Origin of the sequence: Helicobacter cynogastricus, assembly GCF_900197855.1 — a bacterium.
Lineage (GTDB): Bacteria > Campylobacterota > Campylobacteria > Campylobacterales > Helicobacteraceae > Helicobacter > Helicobacter cynogastricus.
In genome coordinates this window covers 133,098-146,485 of record NZ_FZMQ01000011.1, presented here as the reverse complement: position 1 = coordinate 146,485, position 13,388 = coordinate 133,098, and the positions used below count along the sequence as shown (strand labels likewise).

Annotated in this window: 14 protein-coding genes; 6 read left to right on the top strand and 8 right to left on the bottom strand. The window is 42.2% G+C overall.

Annotated elements, in window-relative coordinates; translation table 11 throughout:
• Nucleotide 1: 1 nt before the first annotated feature.
• From rplI to recA, 7 genes are all read right to left on the bottom strand, one after another.
• The gene (gene rplI / locus C6H00_RS05835) at nucleotides 2-448 is read right to left on the bottom strand and encodes a 50S ribosomal protein L9 (protein ID WP_104682599.1); all 447 of its coding nucleotides are present in this window, start codon (nucleotides 446-448) and stop codon (nucleotides 2-4) included.
• Nucleotides 449-594: 146 nt separating this feature from the next.
• The gene (locus C6H00_RS05830; protein WP_233704447.1) at nucleotides 595-1,887 is read right to left on the bottom strand and encodes a hypothetical protein; all 1,293 of its coding nucleotides are present in this window, start codon (nucleotides 1,885-1,887) and stop codon (nucleotides 595-597) included.
• Between the two features lie 149 nt (nucleotides 1,888-2,036).
• Nucleotides 2,037-2,966, bottom strand: coding sequence for a pseudouridine synthase family protein (locus C6H00_RS05825; protein WP_104750066.1), 930 nt, complete (start codon nucleotides 2,964-2,966; stop codon nucleotides 2,037-2,039).
• Nucleotides 2,941-4,602: a glutamine hydrolyzing CTP synthase gene (gene pyrG, locus C6H00_RS05820; protein WP_104750065.1), complete on the bottom strand. Its 1,662-nt coding sequence runs from the start codon at nucleotides 4,600-4,602 to the stop codon at nucleotides 2,941-2,943. Before pyrG ends, C6H00_RS05825 begins: the two co-directional genes overlap by 26 nt.
• A 12-nt stretch (nucleotides 4,603-4,614) precedes the next feature.
• Nucleotides 4,615-5,211, bottom strand: coding sequence for an AMIN domain-containing protein (locus C6H00_RS05815; protein WP_104750064.1), 597 nt, complete (start codon nucleotides 5,209-5,211; stop codon nucleotides 4,615-4,617).
• Nucleotides 5,211-5,462 (bottom strand): hypothetical protein, encoded by a 252-nt coding sequence (locus C6H00_RS05810; RefSeq protein ID WP_104750063.1) that lies wholly within the window; start codon nucleotides 5,460-5,462, stop codon nucleotides 5,211-5,213. Before C6H00_RS05810 ends, C6H00_RS05815 begins: the two co-directional genes overlap by 1 nt.
• Before the next feature lie 9 nt (nucleotides 5,463-5,471).
• Entirely contained in the window at nucleotides 5,472-6,485 is a 1,014-nt protein-coding gene (gene recA, locus C6H00_RS05805) for a recombinase RecA (RefSeq protein WP_104750062.1), read from the bottom strand.
• Between the two features lie 264 nt (nucleotides 6,486-6,749).
• Here recA and thrS point away from each other — a divergent pair, with 264 nt between their 5' ends.
• The 4 genes from thrS (at nucleotide 6,750) to rplT (ending at nucleotide 9,734) form a co-directional block, all read left to right on the top strand.
• A complete protein-coding gene (thrS, locus tag C6H00_RS05800; protein ID WP_104750061.1) occupies nucleotides 6,750-8,585 on the top strand; it encodes a threonine--tRNA ligase in 1,836 nt (611 codons plus the stop codon).
• Complete coding sequence (infC, locus tag C6H00_RS05795; protein WP_104750060.1) at nucleotides 8,582-9,103, top strand: translation initiation factor IF-3; 522 nt, start codon at nucleotides 8,582-8,584, stop codon at nucleotides 9,101-9,103. The genes thrS and infC overlap by 4 nt, the downstream gene beginning before the upstream one ends.
• Nucleotides 9,104-9,115: 12 nt before the next feature.
• Complete coding sequence (gene rpmI, locus C6H00_RS05790; protein ID WP_104750059.1) at nucleotides 9,116-9,310, top strand: 50S ribosomal protein L35; 195 nt, start codon at nucleotides 9,116-9,118, stop codon at nucleotides 9,308-9,310.
• 73 nt (nucleotides 9,311-9,383) lie between these two features.
• Nucleotides 9,384-9,734, top strand: coding sequence for a 50S ribosomal protein L20 (gene rplT / locus C6H00_RS05785; protein WP_104750058.1), 351 nt, complete (start codon nucleotides 9,384-9,386; stop codon nucleotides 9,732-9,734).
• Nucleotides 9,735-10,029: 295 nt separating this feature from the next.
• Here the strand turns inward: rplT and C6H00_RS08985 are convergent, their stop codons facing one another.
• Nucleotides 10,030-10,155 carry a hypothetical protein gene (locus tag C6H00_RS08985; protein ID WP_267891999.1) on the bottom strand — a complete coding sequence of 42 codons (126 nt, stop codon included), beginning with the start codon at nucleotides 10,153-10,155 and terminating at the stop codon, nucleotides 10,030-10,032.
• Between the two features lie 147 nt (nucleotides 10,156-10,302).
• On the opposite strand from C6H00_RS08985, the gene ppk1 reads away from it, so the two are divergent.
• Both ppk1 and pyrD read left to right on the top strand, forming a co-directional pair.
• Entirely contained in the window at nucleotides 10,303-12,324 is a 2,022-nt protein-coding gene (gene ppk1, locus C6H00_RS05775) for a polyphosphate kinase 1 (RefSeq protein WP_104750056.1), read from the top strand.
• Nucleotides 12,317-13,357: a dihydroorotate dehydrogenase (quinone) gene (gene pyrD, locus C6H00_RS05770; RefSeq protein WP_104750055.1), complete on the top strand. Its 1,041-nt coding sequence runs from the start codon at nucleotides 12,317-12,319 to the stop codon at nucleotides 13,355-13,357. Before ppk1 ends, pyrD begins: the two co-directional genes overlap by 8 nt.
• Nucleotides 13,358-13,388: the final 31 nt, after the last annotated feature.

Sequence of the window (13,388 nt, the reverse complement as noted above, 5' to 3'; positions counted from 1 at the left end):
ATTACTCAGCCACCACATCAATTTTTAACACGCCATGCACCCCAGACCCTAGTTTGACTTCGATTTCATAAATCCCGGTGCTCTTGATAGGGGTTTTTAGCTCGAGTGTTTTTTTATCTATCTCTAAAGAATGTTGCGCGCGCAGGGCTTCGACAACTTCTTCTTTGGTGATCGATCCAAACAACGCCCCATTTGCCCCCACTTTTTTAACGATTTGTAGAGTAATGCTCTCTAACTTTTTGGCAATCTCTTGTTTGTGGGCGAGTTCTTGGGCTTCTAACTCTGCGCGTTTTTTCTGATTAGCCTTGTAGTGGTTGATAGCAGCTGAAGTGGCAAGTTGGGCTAAATTTTTAGCTAAAAGAAAATTTTGACCATAACCATCTTTCACCTCGCACACATCCCCTGCTTTGCCCAAATTTTTCACATCTTTTAGTAGCAAAACTTTCATGCAACTCCCTTTTTTGTTAAAAGTGGCTATTATAAAGCATTAGATTTAAAATGCCTTTAATAAAATCCTGCTTGCTTAAGGGCTAAATGGCTTGCTTTCTACACCCATAAAAAGGGGGAGACATTCCCAAGCTCACCTGTAAAATCTTATGTTTTTAAAATTTCATCTCTGATATGGCTTTCTAATTCTTGTTTTTCCAATAGTGGATCAAAAGCACTCAAATCAAGAGAATCTGGATTTTGTTTAAAGGCTTCGATTGTTTCAAGAAAACTTTTAAAATCTGGACTTATATCATACAACTCTGCGGCTAAAGAACGCTCCAATTTCAAGTTTTCTTTAGTTTCAGCTTCATGGAGTATGTTACTACTACTAATGTCTTGCAAGTTAAACAATATGACTCCAATTCCAAAGCGACAAGCTAGGCGTTCAAGTAAGTTCATTAACTCTGTATCATTTTGATCAATTTTTTCAGCCACCAAATAGCCTTCATTTGCCCAAGAGCTGTTATGAAAGGCTTGAGAAAAGTAATCCTTGCAATTATGGCGACTAATTTCTCTTTTAAGCTCAAAAGAAACTATCTTAATGGGTGGTTTATTAAAACTCTCCAAAATATTGGAGCTTTTGCGACCAAAAGACACGCCAACCATATCTGGATGTGACCATTCATGGATGTGTTTTTCGCCTTTTTGACTCTTCTCATGATAAATAGTCTTAGTACGCAGTCCCATTTTGTGAAATGCAAAATAAGTCAAGAGAGGGTGTAGGGCGCGTTCCCCGTAACTTTTATACTCTTCGTAAATTTCTAGCGTAGAAGATGCTTGTTGCTTTATGTGCGTGTTTTCTTTTATCGTGGGCATTTTTTCAACCGCTGGTGCTAGTGGTACTTTTCTATTTGTCATTTCTTTTGGAGCAGTTTTAGGGCGACCTGTAACCCTAAAATCATCTTGTGGAATTGCGCTGAACACAGCCATTAAATCTATAAAGTAATCCGCAATTTCTCCCATAGCTATGTCTAAACTGCAGTTTTCGTACCCATAAAGAAGATAACCCTCACTGCTAAACAATTTTTTATAAGCGATACATTGCTTACATGCTTCCAAACCATCATTAGCGCGCCCTATGTAAAGGTCAAAAATTTTAGGCTGCGCCCTGCGTGAATACTCAAACCAAATATAAAAACCTTTTCTAGGAGTTGCCTTTTCAGAGTTAATAAATCCCTTCCCCAAAATATCTTGTCTGAAAAAAGCAATTGCGGGCACATTAGCTAGGTTTCCAAAACCCGGACTTATAGTACATACATAGCCCCACCTTTCTAAAAAAGCATTGATTCTTTTTTGAAGCGCGTTACATGCGCCCTTTGGAGCTATTGGAGCTGGGGTTTCCCCTTTTACCTTCCATTCTCTCACCGCTTCATCTACCAAATTCACAAATTCTTGCAACATCCCACGAAACACCCGTTTTTGCTCTTGATTCCATGTCGTTTTTTCCACAATAATCCTTCGTTGTAAAGATAATTTGCCAAAATGAAATCCTAGAAGAACTCATTGAATACCAGCCTTCTTAATTTTAATAAATGATCAACAATCCTCTACTTGCCTTCTAAAAAAGTGCGCCGATTAAGGCAACAAAGAGCTTTGGAGATTGAGGCACTAATCCCATACCTCAACCCAAAAAGACTAAATTCTAATCCTGTGGCCTCTAGGGCAAGTTCGGTTTGCAAAGACTTAAGGTTACCTTGAAAATCTGCTTTTTTGGCATCTAAATAGGCGCGTGCGTGCGCGTCGTCTGTGTAAAGCGGTTCGCCCACAATGGGAAAGCCTAGCGCACTCAGATGCAAGCGGATTTGGTGAGTGCGCCCGGTTAGGGGGGTGATTTTAAGGCGCGTGCGCTGAGAGTGGGGACAAAAGTCTAAAATTTCTATAGTGGTCGCGCTAGGTTTACCCTCTTTGGCAATTTGGCAACGAATAGCTAAATCCGCGTGCTTGATCTTGGGTTCTAAAATCTTTAAAACCACACTAAAAGCACCTTGTGCATAAGCACGCACATCCCCCTGCACCCACGCCTCATAAGTTTTACAAATTTGACGCGCGCTAAAGAGCTCCCTTAACACATTTTCATAACGCTTCTGTGTGCTCACCATCACCAATCCGCTGGTTTCATAGTCAAGACGATGAATCAATCTAGCCTCAGGATTGTGCGCATGCACGCTTTCATAGAGGCTATGGCTATTGTAATTTTTAGGGTGAGAGTAGAGATTTTTAGGTTTATAGTAAATGTCAAAATAAGGGCTACTAAAGGTGGGATGCAATTTTGCAGACTCTAGGGCTTTAAAGTATAAAAGAGCGACTTGACCGACTATATGCGCAGATTTGCGTACACGCGCACCCTCAAGAGTGCGCAAACGCCCACGATCAATATGGCTTTGGGCGCGTGCAGGAGTGCAGTTTAATACCTGCGCGACAAAACGCCATGCAGGCGTAGGAGTGCTAACTTCAAAGATTTGTTGGACAAAGGGCATTAAGACAGGCTTGGATAAAAGCAACAAAGAGCGCATTGGGAGCTAGAGGCCTAGAGGTAAATTCAGGATGGTACTGCACACCTAAGAAAAAGGGGTGCGTTCTTAAGGCTAAAGCTTCCACAATGTGATCTGTGCCATCCACGCTATTTCCCACCACCTCTAGGCCATTTTGCACATAGGAATCCAAATAATCCGGGTTGATGGTGTAGCGGTGGCGGTGGCGTTCTAAGACCTCCAGCTTGCCATAAGCTTTAGCAATTAGGGAATCTTTTTGGAGAGAAATGGCGTGTGTGCCCAAGCGCATACTCGATCCCTTGTGTGTTGTGTACGCTTGACTATGTAGCAAATCCACGACTTTATGGGAGGCTTTCTTATTAAATTCACTTGAATGTGCATCTTTTAAACCTAAAACATGTCTAGCAAACTCTACGACCATCAACTGCGCCCCTAAACACACCCCTAAAAAGGGGATGGCTTTTTCTCTAGCATAAGTAATAGCATTGATCATCCCTTCAATACCTCGTGATCCAAAGCCTCCGGGTACCAAGATTCCGGCCAAATTTAAACTTTTAAGAGTGGTGGCGATGCGTGTGCTTAATTGTGCTGGATTTTCCCCAGCTTGCATTTCTAATTCCTCGCTATTGATAAACACCACTTCTATTTTAACCTGCAAATGCGCCCCAACACAGACCATACTTTCTAGGTAGCTTTTATAGGATTCGCTCAAATGCACATATTTACCCACAAAACCAACTTTGATAGTGCGTTTGGGATTAAGGATATTATGCACTAATCCTTCCCAACGCTGGAGAATTTGGCTATCTGGATTAGCTTTGATCTCAAAATGCCTAAAAATAGCGTCTAACAAACCCTCTTTGAGATATTCGGAAGGACAAGCATAGATACTGGGCACATCTCTAGCTTGAATGACATTTTCTACAGGTACATCGCAACTACTGGCGATTTTCTTTTTAATGTCATCACTTAACGCCTGAGAGCAACGCGCCAATATGATATGTGCGCTCACTCCCAAGCGGCGCAATTCAATAATAGAATGCTGGGTAGGCTTACTTTTGAGCTCTTGGCTGGTGGAAATAAAAGGAATGAGACTCACATGCACATTGGCCACCTGCTTACGCCCTAGCGTATTTTTGAGCTCTCTAATAGCCTCTAAGTACACCATCCCCTCAATATCTCCTACCGTGCCCCCCACCTCCACAATGAGAAAATCCTTACCCTCACCAAGTTTTAAGATTCGCTCTTTGATCTCATCTACGATATGTGGAATAACCTGAATCGTTTTGCCTAGATATTTTCCCTGCCGTTCCTTTTCAATCACGCTTAGGTAAATCTGCCCGGTGGTGAAATTATTTTCTTTGGAAAAATCTTTGTTTAAAAAGCGTTCGTAATGCCCAATGTCTAGATCTGTTTCACTTCCATCAGCAGTAACAAAGACCTCTCCATGTTCAAAGGGGCTTAGAGTTCCTGGATCAATATTAATATAGGGATCGATTTTGAGAATATCCACCTTAAAATTACAGAGTTTAAGCAAATGGGCAAGGCTACTGGAGGCTACACCCTTACCCAAAGAGCTTAACACACCCCCAGTGATAAAAATAAATTTCGTTGTTGACATATTACTCCTTTTCTAGTAGAGGGTAACGACCAGATAGTTATCTTTTTGAGCAATCTTATAACTATAGCGCCCATCAAGGGCAATGGCAAATCTATAAAAATTTGTGTGAGTTGTCAGCACCACTTCATTAACCCGTTTTTTGTAAATCTTGAGAGTTTCTCTTAGCGTAGGTTCTTCCCGATCGATGTCAATCACAATGCGATAAGGATCAAGCAAAATAAAAGATCGCTGGATTTTGGAAGTGGTGCGCAAATAAAGCTTGTTTTCACGAATCCAAAAGCTGAAATTGGCGATCTGATAAGTACTTTCCTCAGGTTGCAAAAATGCCTTTTCTTGAGTGAGCCTAAGGGGATAGTGCCAGTCGATGCGTTGGCCAATATTGATCTCTTTGGTGTGTATAGAGGCATCGAGGTCTTGATAAGTGATAGTGATTTTAGTGAGCACGCGCGCGGTGGTAGGAAGAGTAAACTTGATGGATTTAAAATAATCAGCCACATTTTCTTCAAGCATGTCTAAGTGATTGTCTACTTTTTTGACTGGCTCAAAGGGATCATCTCTAGCTACAAGTAGGCAAAACATAAAGACGATTAAAGGAAATAAAACGCGCATTAGGGCGTACTTAAATGTGGTTCAAGCTCTTTGAGCTCAAAGAGTTGTTTTTGCAACTTAGCGTTTTCATATTGCAGATTCTGCGCGGTGGTTTGCAAGCTTGCCTGTTTTTCTTTGAGAGTATTGAGCACCTCAAAAGAAGTATCTCCAAACAGCAAACTTCCAATATAAAGCCCTAAAACTACAAGTCCTACAAAACCAACAAGTACATAGCGATACAAATAAGTCAATCGCCATAGAATTAAAAGCATGGAAATCCTTTAAGAAAGGGGCGAGGCTTTCTGGGAAGAATGCAATTTCTCCTTAATTTTTGTCTCAATCTCTAGGGCTAGTTCTTGGTTTTCCTTGAGCAATAGCCTAGAAGCCTCCTTGCCCTGCCCTAATTTCCTATCTTGGTAACTAAACCATGCTCCATTTTTTTCTACAATATCAAGTTTCACCCCATAATCGATCAACTCTCCAACACGACTAATCCCCTCGCCATAAATCACATCAAATTCTGCCTCTTTGAAAGGCGGGGCGACTTTGTTTTTGACTACCTTAACCTTGACGCGATTGCCTATAGATTGATCATTTTGTTTGAGGGTAGCAATACGACGGATATCCAAACGCACACTAGCATAAAATTTTAAAGCATTGCCCCCAGTGGTGGTTTCTGGACTCCCATAACCCATTGTACCAATTTTCATGCGGATTTGATTAATGAAAATGAGGGTGGTATTCATTTTGTGCAAAACCCCCGTAATCTTACGCAACGCCTGACTCATCAATCTGGCTTGCAAACCCACATGTTGATCTCCCATATCCCCTTCAATTTCAGCGCGTGGAGTGAGCGCAGCCACAGAATCCACGGTGATAATGTCCACAGCCCCGCTTCTGGCTAAGGTTTCTAAGATTTCTAAGGCCTCTTCTCCCGTGTCTGGTTGAGAAATCAAAAGGTTGTCAACATCCACCCCTAACTTTTTAGCATACTCCACATCTAAGGCATGTTCGGCATCAATAAAAGCGCAAACTCCACCATTCCTCTGCGCTTCAGCAATAACATGCAAAGTCAGCGTAGTTTTTCCACTTGACTCAGGTCCATAGATTTCTATGATGCGCCCTCTAGGTACACCTCCAATGCCTAGTGCCATATCCAAGCCTAAAGAACCTGTAGAGGTGGCTTCGATGGGCTCGATCTCTTTATCTCCCCAACGCATGAGCGCACCCTTTCCAAAGGTTTTATCAATTTGTTTGATTGCCAAATCTAGGGCTTTTTGCTTTTGTTCGTCCATGATTTTCCTTAATAAAAGTTACCATTCTAACAAAAGTATCGCTAAAACAAACTTAGTCAAAATAAAGAAATATTTAACTTAAATATGGCAAAATCGGGCATATTTTTTGCGTTTTTCAGGAAGTCCATGCTGAGATTACTAGGGTTTATGTGCATGTTGTGCTTGATGGGGTGTTTGCAACCCATGCAAGATCCACAGGCAGAGAAAGTAGATTCGCAGGTGCAGTGTGGTTTTGGTTCAAGTGGATGCTAGAAAAGGATTTGATTGTCAGGTGAGGTGATAGGCATTAAAAAGGCGGGGGTACTTTACGATGTGCAGAGTGCGCAGGAATTGGGCTATTTGCGTGGGGAAGAAATTATAGAGGGTGAGAGAATCAGCTTTGGAGAAAGTCCAGAGGCCTTAGAAATCTTAAGACATTCATGTGCGCACCTTTTGGCTCAAGCAATCAAACAGCTTTATCCAGACGCGCAGTTTTTTGTAGGCCCTGTGGTAGAAGAAGGTTTTTACTACGATTTCAAAACAAGTGTCAAAATTTCTGAGGAAGATTTAGAGCGTATCGAAGCAAGAATGCTAGAAATTGCCAAGCGCAAACATACCATCACTAAGATTCACATGAATCGTCAAGAGGCCTTAAAGCGCTTTGAGGGCGATCCTCTCAAACATGCAGTGATGTCCAAAATTGAAGGAGATCACTTCAGCGTTTATACTCAAGGAGAATTTGAGGATTTGTGCCGGGGGCCTCATTTGCCCCACACCGCCTTTTTGCGTTATTTTAAGCTCACAAAATTAGCCGGGGCTTATTTAGGTGGAGATGCCAGCCAGGAGATGCTCCAGCGCATCTATGGAATTGCCTTTGCGACAAAAGAAAGTTTGAAGGACTATCTCTTTCAAATCGAAGAAGCTAAGAAACGCGATCACCGCAAGTTGGGCCAAGAACTTGGGCTCTTTAGATTTGATGAAGAAGTGGGAGCAGGATTGCCTATTTGGCTACCAAATGGTATGCGTTTGCGCCAACGCATCGAGAATCTTTTAAGTGCCGCTCTTTTTAAATACGGCTACGAGCCCGTGCGCGGGCCTGAAATCCTCAAAAGTAGTTTGTGGAAAATCAGTGGGCATTATGACAATTACAAAGAAAACATGTATTTTACGACCATTGATGAAACTGAATATGGTATCAAGCCTATGAATTGTGTTGGGCACATTAAGGTCTATCAACATGCCCTGCATTCTTATCGCGATTTACCCTTGCGTTTCTATGAATACGGCGTGGTGCACAGACATGAGCAAAGCGGAGTTTTACATGGGCTTTTGAGGGTGCGTGAATTTACACAAGATGACGCGCATATTTTTTGTCGTTTTTCTCAGATTAAAGATGAGGTGCGCGCCATTTTAGAATTCACCAAAAAAGTCATGTCAGCCTTTGGGTTCAGTTATGAAATGGAACTTTCTACCAAACCTGATAAATATATTGGAAGTGATTTGGTGTGGGAGGAAGCAACAAAAGCCCTTCAAGAAGCCTTAGAAGAACAGGGTGTGTTTTTTAAGATCGATGAGGGTGGGGGAGCCTTTTATGGACCTAAAATTGATATTAAGATTACGGATGCACTCAAGCGCAAATGGCAATGTGGCACGGTGCAGGTGGACATGAATTTGCCTGAGCGATTCGATCTAAATTACACCAATGAACAGGGAGTATCTGAAAGACCGGTGATGATTCACCGCGCTATTTTAGGGTCTTTTGAACGCTTTATTGCTGTGCTCACAGAGCATTATGGAGGAAACTATCCCTTTTTCATTGCGCCTGTACAAGTCGCTCTTGTACCTGTTTCTGAAGATCAAGCTCCCTATGCAAAAACCATCCAAGCCCAACTTAGCACGGCTGGAATTTTTACAGAGTTTGTTGATAAAAATGAAACGCTTGGCAAACGCATCCGCACATTAGAAAAACAAAGAGTGCCTTTAATTGTGGTGGTGGGGGCTAAAGAAGTGGAGCAACAAAGCTTGGCGATTCGGGACCGCTTGCAAGGGAAGCAATACGAGTTAGATGCAAAGGAGTTTATCAAAATGTGTCAAAAAAACATGGAAGAGGTTAGTTTTTGAGCAAAGAAGTCTTGTTAAATGAGTCTATAACCTATAAAGAGGTGCGTTGTATTGGTGATGGGGGTGAGCAGTATGGAATTATTTCCGCAAATGAGGCGTTGCGCATCGCTAGAGGGAAGGGTTTAGATTTGGTGCTCATCTCGCCCACAGCAAAACCACCTGTGTGTAAGGTGATGGACTATGGTAAATTTTGTTACCAAGCTGAAAAAAAGCAAAAAGAAGCTAGAAAAAAACAAAAGCAGATCGAAATTAAAGAGATCAAGCTCTCCACGCAGATTGCCCAAAATGACATTAATTATAAAGTTAAGCATGCAAGGGAATTTATCCAAGAGGGCAAGCATGTAAAATTCAAAGTGGTGCTTAGGGGGCGAGAAAGCCACGATCCCAAAGCTGGCTTTGCTGTACTTGAAAAAGTAGGAGCGATGATGAGCGATATTGCTAATGCGGACAAAGAGCCAAAAACAGAGGGGCGTTTTGTGATGTGGCTCTTTGTACCTCAAAAAAAACCAAATTCATAGAAAGGAGAGAGTATGCCAAAGATGAAAACCAATCGTGGGGCAGCCAAACGCTTCAAGGTGAAAAAAAACCTCATCAAGCGTGGGAGTGCTTTTAAAAGCCACATTTTGACTAAAAAAAGCCCCCAAAGAAAAGCCAATCTCAATGGCCCCCACTATGTGCACTCTACCAATATGCACTCTGTAGCAAGCATGTTGTGTAGGGCGTAGTAAATCCCCCTTGCGTGCACACACAAACAGGGAAAGTTTGATTTTAATCACACCTATAGGGTAAAGGAAAGTAATGAGAGTTAAAACCGGAGTGGTGCGCCGTCGTCGCCATAAAAAAGTCTTAAAACTAGCGCGCGGATTTTACAGCGGTAGGCATAAACATTTTAGAAAAGCTAAAGAGCAACTAGAACGCAGTCTGTGTTATGCCTTTAGAGATCGCAAACAAAAAAAGCGCGATTTCAGAAGTCTTTGGATTGTGCGTATTAATGCAGCATGTCGCATGCACAACACAAGTTATTCTAGGTTCATGCACGCCTTGAAAAGCGCAAATATTGAACTCGATCGCAAAGTCTTAGCGGATATGGCAATGTCAGATGCGCCCGCTTTTAGTGCATTACTAGATCAAGTCAAAACTCATCTTTAAGAACAATGTGCGCGCCTAGCGCGCACCAAATATCTTTAATAATTTCACTTTCACGCGCTTTGCTAATCCATGTAACCCTCCAGCTAGAAGATGTGCTTTGACGGCCCTTAGATACTGATACAAGAATTTAAGAGGAATCACAAAGATAAGCGTTAGAGCGGTGTTTTTCTTGGAAAAGTAGTACTGATGAGCAAGCTGTTTTGCGATATTTGGTTGCTCATAGGCCAAATTTTTGAGAAAACCTGTATCTAGGATAGTTTGACAAAGAGTTTCTAACCACAGACCACATCTCAAGCTAGGGGTAACTTAGGTGTTCTTTTGCGTGTTGTAGACATGTTAATAAGGAGCGAATTGCTACCGCCGCTGGAATGCGATAATTGCGATCGAAGGCTAAGGCGATGGGGATATGGTGAGTATACACAAAGACTCCTTGCGGATTTTTAAGACTCTAAAAATACTAAATTCTAGCACAACGCATTTGAAGTTGCTTGAATGGTGGCGGTGTATTTTTGTTGATTAACCCTGTTATTATATAATTTAGACATGCCGTGTTTAAAGAGTTTTTAGTATGGATTCAGCGCATTTGTATTTCAATAGGGAGCTTTCGTGGTTGCAGTTCAACACGCGGGTCTTGGATCAGGTGTGCGATACTAAAAAGCCCCTTTTGGAGCGACTAAAATTCTTGGCTATCTATGGAACCAATTTAGACGAATTTTACATGATTCGGGTGGCTGGGCTCAAACATCTCTCTGAAGATCAAGGTCTCAAGGTGGGTGCAGACCAAATGAGCCATGACAAACAACTCAAACATATCCGCCACTATTTACGGACAGAACAACATGTAGTTGAAGATCAATTTCTACAATTAAAAGAGAAGCTCGCCACTTGTGGACTCTTTCTTGTAGATGGTATGGACACGCTCTGCAAGGCACATTATGAGAAACTCCAAGACTATTTTGAAACTACTCTTTATCCTTTAGTCGTGCCCATTGTCCTAGACCCCGTACGCCCTTTCCCCTTTTTAAGCAATCTGAGTTTTGGACTTGTTCTGAGTTTAAAACGCCACAAGCATGCCCACAAAACGCATGGGATTATCAAAATTCCTTCTGTAATTGAACGCTTTATAGAGATTGAAAAGGGGATGTTTATCCCTGTGGAGGAAGTGGTGCGTAAATTTGCACCCTTGTTGTTTGAAAAACATGATGTGCTTGCTAGCATGGCATTTCGTGTAACCTGTGATGCGGATATGGAGATCATCGAAGACGAAGGGCACGATTTAGCAGAATTGATTAGTGAGGGTTTAAGAACACGCAATCGGGGCGATGTGGTGCGCTTAGAGGTGAGTGGGGCGCATGAAGGTTTGTTAGATTTTATCCGTCATAAAATGGCCAATGTTGATGTTTATAAAAGCCAAATCCTTTTAAATTTAGGTTCTTTGTGGGAGCTTGTCAACGCCAAAGGCTATAGCACGCTTAAAAATCCCATCTTCCATCCTAAAATACTTCCCCCTTTAAGTGATCTAGAGACTGGCAGAGCCTTTTTTGATCTGCTGGATAAACAGGATGTGTTTCTCTTTCATCCTTATGAAAGTTTTGACCCAGTGGTACAATTCATCCAAGATGCAGCCAAAGACCCCCATGTGTTAGCAATCAGGATGACTCTTTATCGTGTAGGTAAAGAATCTCCCATTGTCAAAGCGTTGACAGAGGCTGCACCCCATAAACAAGTGAGCGTACTTGTAGAGCTCAAAGCGCGCTTTGATGAGGAGAATAATCTGCACTGGGCTAGGGAATTAGAAGATGCAGGCGCGCATGTCATTTATGGCGTGCCTAAGCTCAAAGTGCATGCCAAGCTCGCCCTTGTGGTGCGCAAGGTGGATGATCAAATTAAAGAATATGTGCATTTAAGTACGGGTAATTACAATATCCAATCAGCTAAAGTTTATACTGATATTAGTTTGCTCACCTCTAATAGACAAATCGCCTACGATGTGTTAAAACTATTCCACTCGCTAAGTACTAGTGTTGCTAGCAAAACCCGGCTACAGACCCTCTTTATGGCCCCCAAGCAAATCCGCAATCAAGTTCTTGATCTCATTGCTACAGAAATGCGTTTCAAAGAAAAAGGGCACATTATCCTCAAGGCAAACGCATTGGTTGATCCAGAAATCATTCAAGGCCTCTATGAAGCTTCTTGTGCGGGCAATAGAATTGATTTAATTATCCGTGGGATTTGCTGTCTACGCCCTCAAATTCCCGGAGTGAGTGAGAATATCCGTGTTTTTTCCATTGTGGGGAAATATTTAGAGCATGCCCGCATTTATTATTTTGCTCATGACCACGCCAAACTCTATTTTTCTAGTGCGGACATGATGACACGCAATTTAGACAAACGCGTAGAGTTGCTTATCCCAGCCCCCTCTAAGACTATTCAGCGTAAATTATTCCATATTTTGCACACCCAACTTAGGGACAATGTGCAGTCTTACGCGCTTGAACCTGATGGCACTTACACTAAAATACCTTGCGAGGGAACATGTTTTGATGCGCAAGCTTTTTTTGAGCAAGAGGTAGAAAAAGTGCATGGCTAAACCTTATGATACCATCAAAAGATTCTTATTCCAATTAGAGCCTGAGAGCGCGCACATGCTAGCCGAGCAAGCTTTAAGAGTGCTAGGCTGTTGTTCTTGGCTGACACGCCCCTACAAACACTTCATGTTAGAAAATACGATTTTGGGCATGGACATGCCCAATCCTATTTGCCTAGCTGCTGGATTTGATAAAAACGCCACCATGTTAAAAGGGTTAAATCAGTTGGGTTTTGGGGGAGTTGAGGTGGGCACGGCCACCCCCCGCCCTCAATATGGCAACCCCAAACCCCGTTTGTTTAGATTTGCCAAGCAAGAGAGCTTGCAAAATGCAATGGGCTTTAACAACAAAGGGGTAGCGCGCTTGGTGCGACATTTAGAGCGCGTCAGCCCTCTTGCATGCCTTGTGGGGGTTAATGTAGGCAAAAATAAAGACACCCCCCTAAAAAATGCTCTTAAAGATTATCAACAAGCCTTGCAAGCCAGTTTGGGCGTGGGAAATTACTATGTTTTTAATCTTTCTTCCCCCAATACTCCCAATCTTAGGGATTTACAAAATAATAGTTTTGTGGGCGAACTCTTTTCTATGGCGCGTGGTCTCACACATAAACCCCTTTTTTTGAAAGTTGCACCAGATATGTCTACAGACGCACTTTTGAGCGTGTGTGCAGGCGCACTTGAGCATGGCGCGCATGGCATTATTGCAACTAATACTACGATGGATTATGGTCTTTTGCCCGGGGCAAAATCTTTTGGAGGGATCAGCGGGCGAGTTTTAAAGGCAAAGAGTAGAGAAGTTTTTAAGCAGATTGCACAGGCGTTTTTTGGAAAAGCGATCTTAGTTTCTGTGGGAGGGATTGATAGCGCACAGGAGGCTTATGAGCGCATTAAAATGGGCGCGCATTTTGTGCAAATTTTCACAGCCTTTATTTATCAAGGTCCCTTGATCTGTAGACAAATCAATCAAGATATAGTAGAATTGCTCCAAAGAGATTCTCTAGCTTCTTTGAAAGAGGCTATCGGGATTGGGCGGTGATTAGGAATGTTAGCGTGGATTTTGCGAGTTT